The sequence below is a fragment of the Planktothrix sp. PCC 11201 genome (genome assembly GCF_900009135.1).
In the GTDB taxonomy this organism is placed as follows: domain Bacteria; phylum Cyanobacteriota; class Cyanobacteriia; order Cyanobacteriales; family Microcoleaceae; genus Planktothrix.
On record NZ_LT797688.1, the window covers coordinates 651,112 to 670,016 of the forward strand.

Here is an 18,905-nt window from a genome sequence, read left to right on the forward strand (position 1 = left end):
GAAAACGCCCTCTGGTGAACCCCCAGGGAGTAATATTTTCGCAAGAAAAAATCCCCCGAAATCTGTGGCGGGGGATGGGGGAAAATACTTGACCTATAAGTAACTGGAATCCAAACTTTTTGCTTCTTCTTCCGTTTGGGGTAGATGTAAACCACATTCCTGTTTTAAGCCGCGAAAACGAGTATCCCGTTCATTTTCATCCGTTGCCATTAAAGGACGGCTAGAATGCCAATCTCCCACGGTGGCATAACCGAGATCAAAATAGGGATGGTAGGGCAAATCATGGGCTGTTAAATATTGGTAAATATCCCTGGAACTCCAAGACAAAATCGGATGAACTTTGTATCTTCCCGACTGTTGAACAACCGGATTTAAGGTTTTGCGATGGTGGGTTTGATCGGCGCGTAATCCCGCTAACCAAGCCGTCGCCTTTAATTCTTTTAAAGCCCGTTGCATCGGTTCAACCTTACGAATTTTGTCGTAATAGTTTAAAGATTCAATATCATCTTTTTCCCATAATCGACCGCGTAGTGCTTCCATGCGGGCTGGACTCATCGGAGATTGATAGACTTTTAAATTTAGGTTGAGGCGTTCTGTTAACTGTTCGGCAAAAATATAGGTTTCTGTGGGTAAATAACCCGTATCAACCCAAATAATCGGAATATTTGGAACAACGCTAGTGACTAAATGCAACATCACCGCCGCTTGAATTCCAAAACTGGTACTCATGACCAAGCCATTCCCAAATACTTCCGCCGCCCATTTGACAATAGTAACGGCATCGGCATCAATCAATTGTTGATTAGTTGCATCCAAATCGAATTCGAGTGGTTGAATCCCTGGAATTGCCTTATGCTCTGAGGTTTGATCCCGAAGATCACGGTGCTGTTGGAAAGAAGTGTGACCGTTAGTAACGGGAGAAGATACATACCCGAGATTCCCGTTGACATTGGGATCGATCAGATTCAATTGTGGCATAGTTTTTGTGGTTTCCCTTGTTAGTAAACGATAAAGGGCCTTGGGAATTGACTTAACACTGGATTACCAGGGTTAGTCATTTTCGCACTTTCTAACCTTATGCAAAGGGTTTGGAACACCCCTACAGCTAACCCGACCCTGATATTTTGTGACTTTATGGATTCTGTTTTAATTTTACAATAAATCGTTTCTGCAATGATCAGATCAGAAGTTGGCTGCTAAAGGTTAAGTTATGCTGGTGTTGCTGATGTATGCTCATGGTTCCTGTATGACTAGCACCCTAACTTCTGTTCCCTTTGTGGATTTGAGTTTGATCCACGAACCCCTTAAACCCGAAATTCAAGCCGCGATCCAGGCTGTAATAGATAAGGGCGACTTTGTTTTAGGTCAGGCCCTGACGGAATTTGAAATCGCCTTTGCTAAAGCCTGTGGTGTGCCGTATGGGGTAGGAGTGGCCAGTGGCACCGATGCGATCGCTCTGGGTTTACAAGCCTGTGGAATTAAACCCGGGGATGAAGTTCTGCTTCCGGCTAATACTTTTGTGGCTACGCTGATCGGGGTATTACACGCGGGGGCCACTCCAATATTAGTCGATTGTGACCCCCATACGGCCCTGATTGATCTCAACCATGCGGATCAGGTGGTCACGAAAAAAACCAAGGCGATTATTCCGGTGCATCTCTATGGCCAAATGGTTTCCCCCCATCAACTGTTTGCTTTTGCTCAGGCCCATAATTTAATTATTTTTGAAGATGCAGCCCAAGCCCACCTAGCCGAGCGAGAAAGTTATGGTGCTGGAAGTATTGGGTTAGCTGCGGCTTTTAGTTTTTATCCGAGTAAAAATTTGGGTGCTTTTGGGGATGGGGGAATGGTTGTAACCCAGAATGAAATTGTTGCCCAAAATCTGCGGAGTCTACGCAATTATGGAGCTCCTCAAAAATATCTCCATACCGAAAAAGGAACAAATAGCCGTCTTGATACCTTACAAGCCGCCGTTCTAAATGTTAAGTTACCCCATTTAAACACTTGGAATCACGATCGCAATTTTGCTGCGGAAAAATATGATGCGTCTATTCTATTGTTGCGAGAACGGGGTATTATTCCGATTGAAAATCAGAGTGCCGATGGTCATGTTTATCATCTCTATGTGATTCGGGTAACGGAAGAATCGGCGGTTAATCGTGATACCCTCAAAGATAGATTAACGGAACAGGGAATACAGGTCGGAATTCATTACCCCATTCCTTGCCATTTACAACCCGCTTATCAATATTTAGGTTACAAAGAAGGAGACTTTCCTCAAGCTGAAAAATTAAGTCAACAAATTTTATCCTTACCCATGTATCCCGGATTAACAACTAACCAAATTAATCGAGTTTTGACATCAATTGGGTCTGTTATATCTTAGATTATCCTAAATCCCTTGGGCAAGGAAATTCCTTGGGCGGGGAGACCCCGCCCCTACTTTTTCAGGTCAACGGTTAACCGTCAATAAGTGTTATGAAAATCAATCGTAAAATTCCAATCACGCTGGAAAAATCTCTATTAAATTGGATGATTGTTGTGTTAATGGTGTTGTTGTATGCACCACTTTTAATTCATTGGTATGACGGTTGGCTGCATAAAACGATCAGCATTGAACATGAATATTTTAGTCATGGTTTAATTGGGTTGCCTTTTGCAGCTTATATTGCCTGGACAAAACGACATCAGTGGAAACGTTTACCCAATACCAGCCATCCGTTAGGCATCGGATTAATTCTGATTGGGAGTGGTTTTTATTGGAGCGGTTTATCAGATTTAGTTAATCTTTCTTTTCCTTTAATGTTGGCAGGACTTTGCCTATCGTTTAAAGGAATTGAAGGCTTAAAATTACAAAAAATGCCCTTAGTGTTTATATTACTAGCAACCCCCCATCATTTACCCTATTTAATAGAACCCCTAGCCTTACCTTTGCAGAAATTTATTGCTCATGTTGCTGGATTTATTTTGATTCAGTTTGGCTTGAATGTTCAGGTAGAACAAATTTATTTGTTTGTGAATGATCAAATTGTTGAAGTTGCCCCACACTGTTCCGGGTTAAAAATGTTATTTACCAGTCTTTATGTTGGATTAATGTTACTGTACTGGACAGGACTTTTAAGTTCAAAAAAATTAAGTATCTTCTTTTTATTGAGTGCGGCAATAATTAGTATTATTGCCAATATTATTCGCAATACCTTGTTAACTCTGTTCCATGGCACAGGTCAAGAGGGGTTATTTTCCTGGCTGCATGAAGGTTGGGGCGGAGATTTATATTCAGCCTGTATGTTGGGTTTATTAGTTGTATTAATTAATGGCTTACAACATTATATAGGAATCGATTCCGAAGATCCATTAGAACAACCCGATCAATAACTGATAACTAATATGATTCTGCAACAAAAACAGTATAAAATTATCATTGTCATCTTAATGATGGTATTATTAATCGGTGCAGCACTGCCGGGCTATATTAATCAAAAGTGGTCATGGATGGATATGCCCCAACTCCAAACCTTGCCCCAACTTCAAACCATTAGAAAGGAAGGTTTGACAATTCCAGGATGGCAAACGGTTAAAATTGAATCCTTGGGTGCGGGCAGTAAACAGTGGTTAAAACAAGAAGTAAAACGCGATAATCAGACAGCAACGGTGCTATTATTTCCTCAAAATTACTATAAAGATCAGCCTCAACTGGAATGGATGGATCTGAATGGATTGCTCGGGTGGAAAACCGATGATTTCAGTTACGATCGCTTTTCCCTAAAATCCACCGCCGGTGAAATTAGCCCGGCGGAAATTGAAGTTCAATTTTTTAGAGCCTGGACTGCAACTCAGACCTGGGCCGTGACTCAGTGGTACGCTTGGCCCAACGGTGGAAATCCCGCCCCAAGTCGTTGGTTTTGGATTGATCGTTGGGCCCAACTCCATCAGCATCGCGCCCCCTGGGTGGGTGTTAGTCTTTTGATTCCGATTAAACCCTTAGATAATATTCAGGATGTCTGGCCCGTGGCCGTTTCCCTGGGTGAAAGTATACAAGCATCCCTAATGGCTAAAGCCTTATTTATAGCAGGGAACATCGGAACCGGGAATGGGGAGGCAAAAACAGGTTTGCTGTCTCAGTATGAGTCCTAACTGCGTAGACATCACAATTGCTACACCACAATTCCTTCACCGACGCTGCTAGATGAGTTAATTATGAATCAACGTTGTCGCCAGACCTTTGTATCCCTAGTCCTCGCCAGTCTTTATTCCACCAGTTGGATAGTCTGTTTCGCCACCTTGCTCTGGGGATTTTCCAGCCGACAAAGGGTTATGGCCCAAACCGTCAATCTTCCAGAAAAATGTGTGATTCCCCAAGGAGTAGTCACCCAACCCTATCCGGGGGCAAAGTTACGGCCCCCGAGCTTTCCCCAACCCACCTGGCCCCAAATAATACAACTGTTTGACCGGGCCGGAAATCCCGTCTTAGACCGTTCTGGAGCCGTTGCCCCCCCCATTGATAATATTTATTTCCGGCGTTTAAGTGAAAATCGCGGGGTCAATTATCGTCTTGGCCCAGGGGATCAACTCTATATTGATGTATTTATTAATGGCCAGCGTTCTAATGATCTCAGCGTCCCCGTTACGGCCGTTACCCCCGATGGTGCGATTTTATTACCTTTAATTGGAGCCATTCGGGTTCAGGATTTAACCTTGGAGCAGGTACAAAGGATTATTAATAGCCGTTTAACTCCTTTTGTCCAAAATCCCCAAACCAATCTTTCCCTATTAACCCAGCGTCCGGTCAGGGTGACGGTGACCGGGGAAGTGGCTAGACCCGGATTTTATCCCTTAGCCAGTCCTGAACTCCCGATTGCCCTGACAACGGCCCAGGGAACCACAACGGCGGCGGATTTAAGAATGGTCAAAATTCGGCGTACCTTAGCTAATGGCCAGGTGGTAGAAACGGATGTGGATTTGCTGACACCGTTATTATTAGGCGTGAGACCTGTGGATTTGTTACTTGAAGATGGGGATGTGATTGTGGTTCCCTCCCAGGAGGTGCGGGCCTATCAAGGGCCAACTCGGAATATTTTAGAAACCTATAGTTTGGCCGCCGCCCCCACAGCCGTTAGTGTAACCATTGTGGGAGATGTCACCCGACCAGGATTTTATCAACTTCCCCCAGGCAGTGGACAGGTAACAACGGCTATTCAAGCTGCTGGTGGGGCAAGAATCACCTCGGATTTACGGTCGGTTTTGATTTGTCGGATGACGGCCGATGGTCGCTTAATCGAAGATATTATCGATTTGTATACTCCCATTCAAGAAGCTACGGCTTTACCGAATGTTTCATTACAAAATGGCGACGCTATTATTATCCCGAAACTACAACCGGATGAAGGGTCAGGTTATGATCAACGGTTGGTGGCGACATCAACCTTAGCCAGTCCTCAAATTACGGTAAGAATTTTGAGTTATCCTGTGAGTACGGTGGGAACGGTAGCATTACAAAATGGTAGTAGTTTTATTGATGTATTAAATTCCGTTCCTTTGAATTTAGCGGATTTACAGGAAATTGCTTTAATTCGTTATGATCCAGAAACTGGAAAACCCACAAAACAACTTTTAAATGGTAAAAATGTATTAGCGGGGGATGCCACGGATAATGTTTTATTACAAGACAATGATGTGATTGTTGTTAACCGCAATTTAATCACTCGGGTGAGTTTTGCTTTAAATACTTTTACTCAACCTTTTCGCGATATTCTCGGATTTCTCCTATTTTTCCAACAGTTACAAAACGGGGTGGAAAATCTATTTAGTCCTGGTGGTAGCAGTAGTGGTAGCAGTAATAGTAACAAGAAAAAATAAGCAGTTAATACCTATCATCCTATTTTTTATTACCCATTACCCATATTATTATGACTTTACCGATTGTTAAACGATATTTAATTGCTTTTGATCAATATAAATTGGCGGGTTTTGCCACCTTTATTGTCGCGTTGGGGGCATCGGGAGCCGCTGCAATGTTGATGGAACCTCCGGCTATTCCTCCCTATAAAGCAACGGGTATTCTGATGGGTCAAAGTAGTCCGGTGATCTTTTCTAAAACGGGTGAGGTAATTCAACAACAAGGACAACAACTCACTTCTGAAATGTTACTTCCTCCAGCCATTTTAGAACCGATTCTGAAAGAATATCATCTGGTTCCGAATGAGGAATTGAAAAAAAAATTATCGATTCAGGTGCAGCCGGCTGCTGCTGGTACTAAAGATGCTCCCGGTTCTCCGATGAAAATTACCATTGCTTATTTAGATCCTAATCGAGAACGGGCGGTAACTTTTGTGAATAAACTTATGAAAACAATGTATGAACAAAGTCGTGTCATTAATACTCAACAATTAAATAGTATTATTAATCTAATTCAAGAAAGATTAAAACCAGCCGAAGCAGAATTGAGACAGGCAGAAAAAGAGTTAGAAAATTATGATAAACGGGAAGGAGCTACAATTTTAAGTTTAGAAGGTGGCTCCTTACCCGCAGCAATTTTAGCCAATGAAGAGCAGCAAAAACAAATTCAGTTACAGTTAAGTGCCCTGAACGCTCAAGTGGCAAGTTTGGAATCTCAGTTGGGTTTAAATGCTGACCAAGCCTTTGTGGCTCAAGCGTTAGCCTCTGATCCAATTATTGCTCAACTGCGGGTTCAATTGTATGAAATCGAATCCCAATTAGTGGTTTTACGCAAGGATTATAAAGATCAACATCCTTTAGTTGCAGAATTAGTCAAACGTCAACAAGCCGCCGAAAAACAGTTACAATCTCGAGCTTCAGAAGTATTGGGAGGAGGTGGAATTGCGGCTCCTTTAGTCAGTGTGGATAAAATTAGGGTTGATTCTTCTCTTGATCCAACTCGTCAACAATTAGCTCAAAATTTAATTGGGTTAAAAACTCAAAAGGAAAGTTTAGAACAACAATTAATATCATCCCAAAAAACCGGAGAAGACCTCAAGCGGAATTACGCTGATATTCCGAATAAACAATCGGAAAAACAACGGCTAGAACAGCAAGTAGCTTATAAAAAAGCCTTGTATGATCAAATGCAGGTGAAGTTAGTGGATGCGAAAGCGGCTGAAGCTGAAATTACCAGTAGTTTAGCGATCGCCAAAGACGCACAGGCTCCTGATATCGAAATTCCTAAAGCGTTGAGTATGGCTTTAATCCTGGCAATGGGAGGACTCGGAGGAGTTTTAGGCGGGGCGGTGATTATTTTTGTCCTGGGAATGTTGAGTGGGAAATTCTACACCTGGGAAGAAATTCAAGGAGCGTTTAAAGAGCGAGAAGTTCCCCTTTTGGGTGTGGTGCCTAATGTGTTTTTATTCCCAGAAGATTATGTTTTACCGTTGTTACTTAAACGTTATTCCCCCTATCTGGAATTTTATGAAAAAATTCGCAGTAATTTACAACGGGTGGGAAATAAATCTCCTAAAGTTATTTTAATCACTAGTGTGGGAACCGGGGAAGGAAAAACCTTAAGTGCCTATAATTTAGCGATCGCCGCGGCTCGCAGTGGTAAACGGACTCTATTAATTGAAGCGGATTTGCGATCACCTTCGGAAGTAGAATCTTTAGGATTGGCCCTGGATTCCCAGAGTGCGGTGGAACCCCTACAATATTATGGAGATTTATATGGTTGTATTCGTCTAGTTCCCGATGTGGCTAACTTATATGTGATTCCCAGTCCGGGGGGAGTTCGTCACCCAGCAACGGTTTTAGAATCGAGTGAATTGCGCCGTTTGTTAGAAGAAGTCCGCTATCGGTTTGATTTTGTGGTGGTGGATAGTCCGGCTTTAGAAGGCAATAATGATGTTTTAACCTTGGAACCCTACACCGATGGGATGGTAATTGTTACCCGTCCAATTTACACCGCCTCGGGGCTATTAGGAGAGGTTACGGACAGATTAATGGATACCGAGTCAGCCGATCCCAAAAAATATCGTCCGCGACTTTTAGGGGCAATTGTGAATGGGGCGGATATTTTTGTTGACTACTTTGAGGAAGACTCCCTCGAACATGACCAACCCGTTCGAGCTCAACCTCGCCCTCGACCTGCGTTAAAACCTAAAGCTCCTAATAAGAAGCAGAAACGATTACCTGCTAGGGCGAGGAAGTGAGCAGGGGGAGCAGGGGGAGCAGGGGAGGCAGGGGAGGCAGGGGAGGCAGGGGAGGCAGGGGAGGCAGGGGGAGTAAACTATTACCGATTACCCATTCGTAATTCGTAATTTGAAATTGATTTAGGGTTTTGGGTTGCAAAATCAAAAATTGTGTTATAGTAGTAAATGACCTGGACTTATGCGATTGGAACGCCCAAATCTTGTCAGAACCGGAAGGTGGCAGCAATACGGGATGCTTCTGATAGGCGTAAACTCCGGGTCACTTTTTTGAGACGATATCGGGATTGAAAACGGATTACAGACCAAGTTGATTAACCTTTAGCCAGCAAGTGTGTAATTACTAATATTTTAAGAAACTGGAGTCGTTATGGCGGGTTTCGGAGATCTTGTCCAAAAAGCGGTTTATTTAGGGGTGGGTTTAGCCTCCTATGCGGGTGAAAAAGCTAGTAAAACTCTGGCAGAATTACGCACAGATGCCCAAAAACTAGCCGATGAGCTAGTCAAGCGGGGCGAAATGACCACAGAAGAAGCGCGTCGTTTTGTGGAAGATACGATTCAGCAAGTGCAACAACCGACGAATGAACCCACGCCCCCATCCAAAAAACCAGAACCTCGTCGGATTGAGATTTCTGATGATGATGATTCTGGGGATAATGGGGTTGATCAGTTAAAAGACCAGGTGCGGGATTTACAGGAGGAATTGCGTCGTCTCCAGAAAGATTAGGAGGTTGACCCGACAGAAAAAATTCAAGGTGAAGGGTTAATTCAATCGCGCTATACTAGAATTCTGGTATAGCTGTTTTTTGCTATATTTTATATAAATTATTTAGAAAACTGGTTATCAGTGTCATGGAAGATTGGTCAAAAAGTATTGTAGAAGCGATAGAAACAACCGTTTCTGACATGGAGAAGTTTTTTACAGACGTGACTGAAGAATTGAACGAAATACTAAACGAACTCACCAAGATCTCGGAAGAAATTACCGATGAGGTACAAAATAAAATTCTTCCCGAATTGGATGAATATATCAATGATATCTTTGAACCGATTATTGATATTTATTTGGATTTGGATTTAGAGGACGAGGATGAACATTTTGATCCCTTTGTCACATATATTCAACCCACGGAAACCGAACATCCGGCTTGTCGAGGATGCCAACATTATCACGGACAAGTTTATGGGGGAAATTTATTAGTTTGTGGAATGCACCCAATGGGTGCCCAAGCAGAAACCTGTCCAGACTGGGAAGGGTAATTACGAATTACAAATTGCGAATTGCGAATTACGAGTGAGTAATGGGGATTGATTTTTTAGGTTTTCTAATAATTGAGTTTCTGACTTGGGATAATCAGTTAATAAATTCACCATTAACTGATGACTGATAACTGAATTAACTGATAACTGTTAACTGATGACTGATAACTGAATTGACTGATGACTGATAACTGTATGCCTCAAATTCCCTTATCTTTGCATCTACGAGAGTATCAACAGCAAGCGGTGAATAACTGGTTTGCTAATCGAGGGCGGGGAACGTTAAAAATGGCAACGGGAAGCGGTAAAACCATTACTGCTTTGGCGATCGCTACTCAATTATATGATCAAATTAGATTACAAGCAATTATCATTATTTGCCCCTATCGCCATTTAGTAATTCAATGGGAAAAGGAGGCTAAAAAGTTTGGATTACAACCGATTTTAGCTTTTGAAAGTGTCCGTCATTGGCAAAAACAATTATCGGTGGAACTCTATCAATTAAGAGCCGGAACTCAGTCTTTTTTAACGGTTATTACCACTAATTCTACCTTAATTTCTGAAGGTTTGCAATCTCAAATTCGTTATTTTCCTGAAAAAACTCTGATCATTGGGGATGAAGCCCATAATTTAGGAAGTCCCAAGTTAGAAGAAAGTTTACCCCGAAATATTGGCTTGAGATTAGCCCTTTCTGCGACTCCTGAACGACATTTTGACCAAAGTGGCAGCGATGCTATTTTAGAGTATTTTGGGCCAGTTTTACAACCGGAATTAACCCTAGCTGAAGCCATTCGTCAAGGGGCGTTAGTGCGGTATTTATATTATCCAATTTTAGTCGAATTAACCGAAGCCGAAAGTCGAGCTTATCATCGATTAACCACTCGCATTGGTTGGGCATTGATCAAGGATAAAGACTGGGAACAGAACGAAACTATCACCGCTTTATTAATTCAAAGATCTCGGTTAATTGCCTCCGCCAGTAATAAGTTAGATGCCCTACGTCAGTTAATGAAAACCCGGTTACATACAACTCATACTTTATTTTATTGTGGGGATGGCAGTGTAGAAACCCTAGAGGATTATTCCCCCCGACAATTAGAAGCCACGGTTGAATTGTTAGGGTCAGAATTAGGATATCGGGTGAATACTTATACCGCCGAAACTCCTTTAATTGAACGGGAAAAATTACGCCAACAATTTGAACAAGGAGAATTACAAGGGTTAGTTGCTATTCGTTGTTTAGATGAAGGAGTTGATATTCCAGCGATTAAAAATGCGGTAATATTAGCTAGTAGTTGTAATCCTCGGCAATTTATTCAGCGACGGGGAAGAATATTAAGACCCCATCCAGGGAAAGAAAGGGCAACGTTATTTGATATGATTGTATTACCGCCAGATTTGGATAGAAATACCTTAGAAGTTGAACGAAATTTGTTAAGAAAAGAGTTAAAAAGGTTTTTGGAATTTGCCAATTTAGCTGATAATGCCGGGGAAGCGAGATTAAAATTACTTCAGTTACAAAAACGATATGGGTTATTAGATTTATAATCTTATTTTGGATTGCAAATTTCGTTGTTGGGCTTTAGCCCCTCCCCGGAGCGCTGAAGCGCAACAACGGGCAACAATGGCAAGAAGTTGACAAAATATTGTAATATTGAGGGTAGTGCCGACTGCCATAATAAGGGGATAATTAAAATGTTTAAATATTCTGAAAGTATTATTACCACTATTGCTAATGTTTTCTCGGAGAAAAAATCTACCTATGGGGATAACATTAATCCTAAAGAAGCTCAAGACCCGATTATCAATGCTTCCCCAGAAGTGCGAGAAATTATTGAACGGGTATTACAAGCGGAACGAGATAAATTGTATATGAAAAATCCCCGTAATATTAATGATGATATTCTCAAAATTATTAAGGATGTGGTGAAATGAGATTAATTTCAATTCAACTCTGTAACTTTCGACAATTCTATGGGAAAACTCCAGAAATTCATTTAGGGTTTGGAGAAAAGAATACAACGGTTATTCATGGTAATAATGGAGCCGGAAAAACCACCTTAATGAATGCTTTCACTTGGGTTTTATATGAAAAGTTTAGTGCAGCATTTTCTATTTCTGAACACCTTGTTAATAAACGAGCTTTAAATGAAGCCGAACCTACAAAAGCCATAGGATGTTGGGTTGAATTAGTTTTTGATCATGATCATAAACGATATTCAGTTAAACGCATTTGTCGAGCGTATAAAAATGGGAATGAGATAGAACAGAGTCGCAGTGAATTATCAATGCAGGTGGCTGGAGATGATGGCCGATGGGCAATACCACCTCACCCACCGGAGGAAATTATTAATCGAATTTTACCCTTAAGTTTACATCAATATTTCTTTTTTGATGGAGAGAGAATTGAGCAAATTGTTAGGGATGAACGCAAAGTAGAAATTTCTGATGCGACTAAGGAATTATTAGGGGTAGAAGTTTTAAATCGAGCCATCAAACATTTGGGAGAGGCTAAAAAATCCTTAGAAACGGATTTAGCAATTATTGGCAACCCCGAAACTAAAAAATATTTACAAGACAAGAAAAAAGCCGAACAGGAAATTGATAAATTGTCGCAAAGACATACAGAAATTAATCAAGAATTAGATAACCAAAAACAGCTAAAACTAACCCTAAGTGAGAGATTAATGGAGTTGAGTGGGGCGGCGGAATTACAAAAGTTGCGGGATGAATTAGAGCGCAAAAAACAATCATTACGAGAACAACTCCATCAAGCTCATGTTGCCATTAATCGGGCTATTTCTACTAAAGCCTATACGGTTTTAATCCCGGAATTAACGGCGGAATTTAGAAGTTTATTTTCAGGTATGCGAGAACGAGGAGAGTTAAATACTGGAATTACAAAACAGTTTGTGCAAAATTTATTAGAGCAAAAAAAGTGTATTTGTGGGGCGGAATTAATTTCTGGAAAAACTGAATGTGCACAGGTTGAACACCTATTAAATCGGGCTGGGACTGCGGATATTGATGAAACGGCGATTCGTTTGAGTACCCAAGTCGATGAATTAGATAAACAAGGGATTCAATTTTGGGAAGAAATTAATCGTCAACAACTTAATATTCAAACTTGTAGAGAGGAATTACAAAGGGTTGAAAATGAACTCGATAGTATTACTAATAAACTTAGAAAGTTTCCTGATGAGGACATTCAGGAGTTACAAAAACGTGTAGATGAAATTGAACTTAAAATTAGTGAAATGAATCGAGAAACAGGTTCAAATCAGCAACAAATCCAAACCTTTAAACAGACTATTGAGAGTTTATCTCGACAAATCGATAAGCAGCAAATGAATGAAATGAAACAACTCTTAGTTCAAAGAAGAATTGCGGTTACTCAGGATACGATTCTGCGTTTAAATGAAGTTAAAGACCGTTTAGACCAACAATTTCGCTATCAGTTAGAAAAACGAGTTCAGAAGCTATTTAGTCAAATTTCCTTTACGCCTTATGTACCCAAATTAACCGAAAAATATGAATTAAAATTAGTAGAAACTACCGCCGGAGAGGAGGCCGAAGTCGCCGCTTCCACGGGAGAAAATCAAATTTTAAGTTTATCATTTATTGGGGGAATTATTGAAGGGGTGAGGGAATGGAGTCAAAAAAATACCTTAATGGGCCCCGATAGTAGTACCTTTCCGATTGTTATGGACTCTCCTTTTGGCAGTTTAGATGAAATTTATCGCCGACAAATTGCGAGTATTATTCCTCAATTAGCGAATCAATTAATTGTTTTAGTAACTAAAACCCAATGGCGAGGAGAAGTGGCGCGAGAAATGGAAAAACGTATCGGACGGGAATATATTTTATCCTACAATTCTCCTAAAACCGATTGTGAGGAAGACTGGATAGAATTAGCCGGAAATCGTTATCCCTTAGTCCATCAAAGTCCCAATGAATTTGAATATACGGAAATTTTAGAAGTAGAATATGATTTTTAAACGCATAAAAAATACTCAAACTGAATAATAGGCAATTAGATATACTCTGATCAATATAACACATCAACTTGTTTTTGTCTAGGGTAAATTGTGCTTATTTTTTACAAGATATCTCTTTGACGTCAAAACGTTTACAAAATTTTATACTTATGCTTTCATCCTAGGGTTACGCTTAAAAATCCACAGTTGAAACGGGAGAGAAATGGACTATTTAACAGAATGGACAGAAAGTGGTGTAGATGAAGAACTCACTCAACTGAATGTGATTCCTTTAGAGGGGTATCGTCCGTTGGATTATCTTCTCTATTCCGATACCCTGCCGCGATTAAATACAGGTCGGATATCTCAGCCTATTCTTAACCGTTATCAACATCTTTATCATGGGGGTTGGTGGTGTTCCGGGATTGATATTTTGACGGGAAATCCTGATTTATGGGGCTGTTTTAAGCCGATTAAACCCCGTTTGACTTCAGACGAGTGTAAATTAATTAAATATGAACATCCTCCCAACACACCTATGGGGATTTTTGCACTTAGAATTTCTCGAACAATTTGGGAACAAATTGCTCAAAAATATGGGGTTAAAATTAATCCTTCTGATCTACAAACCCATCAACCCGACTTAGGATTTTGGCGATGGGTGATTGCTCATCCCGAACTACCTTTATGTATTACAGAAGGAGCAAAAAAAGCCGGAGCATTACTCACAGCCGGATATATTGCGATCGCACTTCCAGGGATTCATAGCGGGTATCGAGTTCCCCGAGATAAATATGGAAATAGAATTGCTAAACCTGCTTTGATTCAGCAGTTACAGCAATTTGTCAATCCCAATCGTAAAATTTATATGGTATTTGATCAAGATACCAAACCTAGAACTATTAAAGCCGTCAATTCAGCTATTCAGCAAACGGGATATTTATTGACAAAAGCAGAATGTTCTGTGTATATAGTCACCTGGAATCCCAAGTTAGGTAAGGGAGTTGATGATTTAATTTCAGAACAAAGTAAAACTATATTTGAGCAGGCTTATCAAACTGCAAAACCCTTAGAAACCTGGAAGGCTTTCTCCTTTAATCGGTTAACTTATCCAGCAAATATTGATCTAAATAGTCGTTATTTATCCTCAATAAAAATACCTGAATCCGCTAAATTAATTGCGATTAAATCTCCTAAAGGAACCGGAAAAACTAAAATTTTAGAAAACATAGTTCAAGAAGCAATTAAAAACGGTAAGTGGGTATTAGTCATTGGTCATCGAGTTCGATTAATTGAAGCCCTCTGTCAACGATTTGGATTACAATATATGAAATCCCCTATTGACACCCATAATTCGGCTTTAGGATATGGATTATGTATTGATTCTCTCCATCCTAATTCTGGGGTAAAATTTCAAGCCAAAGATTGGTCAAATGGGTTAGTTATTTTAGATGAAGTTGAACAAGTATTATGGCATGGATTAAACTCAGAAACCTGTCAAAACCATCGGGTTTCTATCCTTAAATCCTTTAAAACCCTGATGCAAAATATTTTAGGGGGAAAGGGTCAAGTGGTGATTTCCGATGCCGATTTAAGTGATATTTCCATTGATTATTTAACTAGCCTATCGGGGGTACATCTGCAACCTTTTATTATTCAAAATGAATGGCAACCCTCAAGGAATGAAGCCTGGAAAATTCATAATTACTTAGGAAATACCCCCGACCAACTAGTGAAAGACCTAGAACAACATATTGCCGAAGGGGGGAAACCTTTTGTGTGTTTGTCTGCTCAAAAATTAGCCAGTCAATGGGGAACTCGTACCCTAGAAACCTATTTACAAACCCAATTTCCCGATCGCTCTATTTTAAGAATAGATTCCGAATCCTTAGCCGATCCCAGCCATCAAGCCTATGGCGCAATTTCTAATTTGAATCATGTGCTAAAACAGTATGATATTGTATTAGCATCGCCCTCAATTGAAACGGGAGTTAGTATTGAGATTAATAACCATTTTACCTCGGTTTGGGGAATATTTCAAGGGATTCAAGCGGAAAATTCTGTTCGTCAAGCCTTGGGACGAATTCGAGAGAATATTCCGCGATTTATTTGGATGGCAAACCGAGGATTTAATCAGGTAGGAAATGGGGCAACCTCCATGAGTTCTTTACTCAGTAGTGGACAAAAATTAACCCGCCTCAATATTCGTCTATTACAACAATCTGATTTTGAAGAATTAGATGATTTAGAAATAGGATTTCAAGCGGAATCCTTAATGGGTTGGGCAAAAATGGCAGTGCGATTTAATGCAGGCATGGCGCGTTATCGAGAGACAATTTTAACTGCGTTAATGGCAGAGGGTCATCAAATTATTGAGATGCCACAGGCTAAAAAAATACCTAAAAATTCGATTAAATCCACTCAAAAATTTAAACCCGAATGTTCAGAACGTCCTAGTCTCAACGAACTAATTCTAGCAGTCAAAGATCAGAATTATCAAGCGGAATCCGTGGCGGTGATTAACGCCCCAGATCTGAGCGATAGTCAATATTACTATCTCCAACAACAATTAGTCAAAACCCCGGAAGAACGCCGGGCTATCCGTAAACATGAGTTGAAATTACGTTATGGTATTGCTGTTAATTCAGATGTGATTAATAAAGATGATCAAGGATGGTATGAACAACTCAGAATCCACTATTTCTTAACCGTTGGTCGTCCCTATTTAATCGGTCGAGATGCCCTGATTGCTAGACGGTTAATGGAACAGGGACAGGGAAATATTTTTGCTCCTGATTTTAACCGTTCTCAGTTAGGAGCTATCATTGGGATTATGGAATTATTAGGGATTCCTGCCTTACTCAAAAATCCAAAACGAGATTTAAAAAATACCGATGCTGACTTACAAACCATTGCCGAAATAGCCCTAAAAGATCGCAATGCCATCAAGACTATTATTGGTATTGGACTGGCTAAAAATTCAAGTCCGATTACTATTTTACGGCGGTTTTTAGATAAAATTGGTTATCGTTTAACCTGTGTGCGATCCCAAAGTGAAGGTAAGAAACGAGTCCGAGTTTATCACCTGGTTGACCCCCAAGATAACCGAGAAGAAATCCTGCAACATTGGTTAAAATTAGAGGGTCAATATCCGGGTCAATTAGACAGAATTTTATCTAAAAATACGCCTGCTCCTGACCCTTTCCGATTCACTCCTGACTATATCCAACTCTCTTTATTTATGCCAGGTAATAGTTATAGCAAGAGGCAATAGGGAATAGGCAATGGGCAATAGGTAAATACTTAAGCTGTTGTGCATTTAAACTGTATATTCGCTTCGTGCGAGGACGCGCTGCTGACGCAGGGCTTCGCCAACGCACTGCATAAAATTCAAGATTTCTGCATAACTAATTTAGATACTGAACAGCTTACTGTGAGCAGCTTTTAGCTTTCAAGAATGTCCTAATAGATGTGGCGACTGCTATAACAACGGAGGAAAAGACTTCACCGCCAGCGATTTGCTGCATCGGTAGTCTTTTCCCATCCTCTTTTTTATGGGATTAATTAACATTCCGTTAAAAAAAGCGATGACTTAGCCACCGAACTAATTGTTAATTCTGTTTTAAACTGCCACAATGTTGTTTTAAACAGGTTTCTAACAATTTAGCATCAAAAATAATCGGCAAAAAGTGAATACTTTTGACTTCCCTAAAATAGAATAAAATGGGTACAGGAGTCCAAAAAATTTCCCAGTTTATCCAGTCTTGGTAGGGAAATCGACGCAGCAGTTTACCCGAACGATAAACGTCTAAATCCGTGGGGGTGAATTGTAGACGAATGAGGGCGGTTTGCACTAACAAAAATAGGGCAAAAATTGCAATCCCTAAACTCACCCATCTTTGAATTAAAAATAGGGGAAAAGCACTAATCAGCAGCACCATCGGAATTATATAATTCGGAGGTAACTCAACGATATTAGATGTTTGGGTTGTGGGTGTTGTGGTCATTTGTTTTTTTTGAGTCAAAAGCAGTTCAATAAATTCTACCAAAATTATCATCATTTTTGCAGCTAGTGCGGGTATTATCAGGCAAATATCTTAAAAATTTATCAACCCTTGACGGAGCTTCCCATCCCTTGAAACATAATCCAAGATAGGAAGAAATCAATGATAAAAATAGATAATAGGGCGGTGACAACGGCCGTTGTGGTGGACTGACCGACACCTTTTGCTCCTCCGGTGGTAGTTAATCCCCAACTGGTTCCAATAATGGCAATGGTCGCCCCAAAAACTAAGCCTTTAACTAACCCACTACAAACATCCCAAACTTGTAGAAAATTCCGTACTGAATCTAAAAAGACCGTTGAAGAAATATTGTACATAGTAGTAGAAATTAATAGGCCGCCTGCTAATCCTGTCACTAAACAAATTACGGTTAAAATTGGTAACATCGAACAACAGGCGATTACCCTGGGAATTACTAAATAATCCACCGGGTCAGTTTTTAACATATAAAGAGCATCAATTTGTTCCGTGACCCGCATTGTGCCGATTTCCGCCGCAAAAGCCGAACAGACTCGCCCGGCGACAATCACGGCCGTTAATACCGGACTGAGTTCCCGGGCCAGGGACAGGGCCAGAACTCCCCCGACAATATTCACAGCCCCCAAAGCGACAAATTCCCGTGCTACTTGAATCGTGAATACCATTCCCACAAAACTCGCCGTGAGCAGAGCAATCATCAAGGATTCTGGGCCAACTATTACCATTTGTTCCAAAGTGTTACGACGGTGAATTTTACCCTGGAGTAAATGCACCACCACCTGACCCGCCAATAACAGGGCGGCCATAAATCGCTGTAGCCAAAGTCCAAAGCTGGAACGAGTTTTAGAATTACTCAAGGGAATCACAACGGGATAAAGTTCAACCGATACTTAGAAATATACAAATCTTCAACAAGATTTATAAAGCATAAATCTTAATTTTTTTGAATTTATATTTAAGATTTCTCACAGATTCGATTAAAATGGGCGATCGCTCCTATCTTAGAAATTGATAGGCTAGATTTTCCCTGATCTCCAATCTAACTGAAGTCAACGGCACTCGCCAACAAGTTGAAGATAGCTGATCTCCTTTGGACAAATTTATGAGTATTTTGCCCCATTTCCTTCGTTCTTTACTACTAGCAATTACCTTTAGTTTCATCGCCCCGCTCTTATTGATTGCGGTGGGGTTAATCACCTTTGTCCTGATGAGTCACCTGCCTATTATACAAAATTTAGGGACGTTGGGCTGTCACCAAATGCTCAAATTTCTTGCCACCTTTGGCAATGGACACCCCTTACAAGGTTGTTTGGTCATTGCTCTAACCTTTAGTTTAGTGGGCGGGTTATTCGATACCTATGCTTGCTGTCAAAATCAAAGAATCAACTAACAATTAGCCAAAGTTTATACAAATGAGAGATTTAAGTCATTTAATATCGAATTTATTACTTTTATTAAGTCTCAGTTTAACA

15 protein-coding genes and 1 other RNA gene are annotated in these 18,905 nt (G+C 40.5%); 13 read left to right on the forward strand and 3 right to left on the reverse strand.

The features are described 5' to 3' along the window. Window positions 1-93 precede the first annotated feature (93 nt). A complete protein-coding gene (gene cysH, locus PL11201_RS03585) occupies window positions 94-978 on the reverse strand; it encodes a phosphoadenosine phosphosulfate reductase (RefSeq protein ID WP_079677225.1) in 885 nt (294 codons plus the stop codon). Between the two features lie 268 nt (window positions 979-1,246). Here cysH and PL11201_RS03590 point away from each other — a divergent pair, with 268 nt between their 5' ends. The 12 genes from PL11201_RS03590 (at window position 1,247) to PL11201_RS03645 (ending at window position 16,664) form a co-directional block, all read left to right on the forward strand. Then, window positions 1,247-2,386, forward strand: a complete 1,140-nt coding sequence (locus PL11201_RS03590) for a DegT/DnrJ/EryC1/StrS family aminotransferase (RefSeq protein ID WP_079677226.1) — start codon at window positions 1,247-1,249, stop codon at window positions 2,384-2,386. Window positions 2,387-2,478: 92 nt separating this feature from the next. Continuing rightward, on the forward strand, window positions 2,479-3,375 hold the full coding sequence (gene crtB, locus PL11201_RS03595; protein ID WP_079677227.1) for a cyanoexosortase B: 897 nt from the start codon (window positions 2,479-2,481) through the stop codon (window positions 3,373-3,375). Between the two features lie 12 nt (window positions 3,376-3,387). Then, window positions 3,388-4,134, forward strand: a complete 747-nt coding sequence (locus PL11201_RS03600; protein WP_079677228.1) for a cyanoexosortase B system-associated protein — start codon at window positions 3,388-3,390, stop codon at window positions 4,132-4,134. 63 nt (window positions 4,135-4,197) lie between these two features. After that, window positions 4,198-5,856 (forward strand): polysaccharide biosynthesis/export family protein, encoded by a 1,659-nt coding sequence (locus PL11201_RS03605; protein ID WP_079677229.1) that lies wholly within the window; start codon window positions 4,198-4,200, stop codon window positions 5,854-5,856. A 50-nt stretch (window positions 5,857-5,906) separates the two neighbouring features. Continuing rightward, the gene (locus PL11201_RS03610; protein WP_079677230.1) at window positions 5,907-8,156 is read left to right on the forward strand and encodes a GumC family protein; all 2,250 of its coding nucleotides are present in this window, start codon (window positions 5,907-5,909) and stop codon (window positions 8,154-8,156) included. A 167-nt stretch (window positions 8,157-8,323) separates the two neighbouring features. Then, an RNA gene (gene ffs / locus PL11201_RS03615) (signal recognition particle sRNA small type) lies at window positions 8,324-8,420 on the forward strand. Between the two features lie 103 nt (window positions 8,421-8,523). Next, window positions 8,524-8,880 (forward strand): phasin family protein, encoded by a 357-nt coding sequence (locus PL11201_RS03620; protein ID WP_079677231.1) that lies wholly within the window; start codon window positions 8,524-8,526, stop codon window positions 8,878-8,880. Between the two features lie 125 nt (window positions 8,881-9,005). Beyond that, complete coding sequence (locus PL11201_RS03625; RefSeq protein WP_079677232.1) at window positions 9,006-9,413, forward strand: hypothetical protein; 408 nt, start codon at window positions 9,006-9,008, stop codon at window positions 9,411-9,413. Between the two features lie 195 nt (window positions 9,414-9,608). Further along, the gene (locus tag PL11201_RS03630; RefSeq protein ID WP_369821824.1) at window positions 9,609-10,961 is read left to right on the forward strand and encodes a DNA phosphorothioation system restriction enzyme; all 1,353 of its coding nucleotides are present in this window, start codon (window positions 9,609-9,611) and stop codon (window positions 10,959-10,961) included. Between the two features lie 147 nt (window positions 10,962-11,108). Beyond that, a complete protein-coding gene (locus PL11201_RS03635) occupies window positions 11,109-11,348 on the forward strand; it encodes a hypothetical protein (protein ID WP_042156089.1) in 240 nt (79 codons plus the stop codon). Then, window positions 11,345-13,411 carry an AAA family ATPase gene (locus tag PL11201_RS03640; protein WP_079677234.1) on the forward strand — a complete coding sequence of 689 codons (2,067 nt, stop codon included), beginning with the start codon at window positions 11,345-11,347 and terminating at the stop codon, window positions 13,409-13,411. The genes PL11201_RS03635 and PL11201_RS03640 overlap by 4 nt, the downstream gene beginning before the upstream one ends. A gap of 202 nt (window positions 13,412-13,613) precedes the next feature. Further along, window positions 13,614-16,664 carry a plasmid replication protein, CyRepA1 family gene (locus PL11201_RS03645; RefSeq protein WP_079677235.1) on the forward strand — a complete coding sequence of 1,017 codons (3,051 nt, stop codon included), beginning with the start codon at window positions 13,614-13,616 and terminating at the stop codon, window positions 16,662-16,664. A 337-nt stretch (window positions 16,665-17,001) separates the two neighbouring features. Here PL11201_RS03645 and PL11201_RS03650 read toward each other — a convergent pair whose 3' ends face one another. Together PL11201_RS03650 and PL11201_RS03655 are read right to left on the reverse strand one after the other, a co-directional pair. Continuing rightward, the gene (locus PL11201_RS03650; RefSeq protein WP_369821826.1) at window positions 17,002-17,451 is read right to left on the reverse strand and encodes a DUF3119 family protein; all 450 of its coding nucleotides are present in this window, start codon (window positions 17,449-17,451) and stop codon (window positions 17,002-17,004) included. Window positions 17,452-17,498: 47 nt separating this feature from the next. Beyond that, on the reverse strand, window positions 17,499-18,290 hold the full coding sequence (locus PL11201_RS03655) for an MlaE family lipid ABC transporter permease subunit (protein WP_026794222.1): 792 nt from the start codon (window positions 18,288-18,290) through the stop codon (window positions 17,499-17,501). A gap of 245 nt (window positions 18,291-18,535) precedes the next feature. Here PL11201_RS03655 and PL11201_RS03660 point away from each other — a divergent pair, with 245 nt between their 5' ends. Continuing rightward, window positions 18,536-18,823, forward strand: coding sequence for a hypothetical protein (locus tag PL11201_RS03660; protein WP_079677236.1), 288 nt, complete (start codon window positions 18,536-18,538; stop codon window positions 18,821-18,823). The last annotated feature ends 82 nt before the right edge of the window (window positions 18,824-18,905 follow it).

Bases quoted from the DNA above. Each gene is read 5' to 3' on its own strand.
- PL11201_RS03635 (WP_042156089.1), top strand. From the start codon at position 11,109: ATGTTTAAATATTCTGAAAGTATTATTACCACTATTGCTAATGTTTTC.
- PL11201_RS03645 (WP_079677235.1), top strand. From the start codon at position 13,614: ATGGACTATTTAACAGAATGGACAGAAAGTGGTGTAGATGAAGAACTC.
- PL11201_RS03640 (WP_079677234.1), top strand. From the start codon at position 11,345: ATGAGATTAATTTCAATTCAACTCTGTAACTTTCGACAATTCTATGGG.
- PL11201_RS03650 (WP_369821826.1), bottom strand. From the start codon at position 17,451: ATGATGATAATTTTGGTAGAATTTATTGAACTGCTTTTGACTCAAAAA.
- PL11201_RS03605 (WP_079677229.1), top strand. From the start codon at position 4,198: ATGAATCAACGTTGTCGCCAGACCTTTGTATCCCTAGTCCTCGCCAGT.
- cysH (WP_079677225.1), bottom strand. From the start codon at position 978: ATGCCACAATTGAATCTGATCGATCCCAATGTCAACGGGAATCTCGGG.
- crtB (WP_079677227.1), top strand. From the start codon at position 2,479: ATGAAAATCAATCGTAAAATTCCAATCACGCTGGAAAAATCTCTATTA.
- PL11201_RS03625 (WP_079677232.1), top strand. From the start codon at position 9,006: ATGGAAGATTGGTCAAAAAGTATTGTAGAAGCGATAGAAACAACCGTT.
- PL11201_RS03610 (WP_079677230.1), top strand. From the start codon at position 5,907: ATGACTTTACCGATTGTTAAACGATATTTAATTGCTTTTGATCAATAT.
- PL11201_RS03660 (WP_079677236.1), top strand. From the start codon at position 18,536: ATGAGTATTTTGCCCCATTTCCTTCGTTCTTTACTACTAGCAATTACC.
- PL11201_RS03600 (WP_079677228.1), top strand. From the start codon at position 3,388: ATGATTCTGCAACAAAAACAGTATAAAATTATCATTGTCATCTTAATG.
- PL11201_RS03630 (WP_369821824.1), top strand. From the start codon at position 9,609: ATGCCTCAAATTCCCTTATCTTTGCATCTACGAGAGTATCAACAGCAA.
- PL11201_RS03620 (WP_079677231.1), top strand. From the start codon at position 8,524: ATGGCGGGTTTCGGAGATCTTGTCCAAAAAGCGGTTTATTTAGGGGTG.
- PL11201_RS03590 (WP_079677226.1), top strand. From the start codon at position 1,247: ATGACTAGCACCCTAACTTCTGTTCCCTTTGTGGATTTGAGTTTGATC.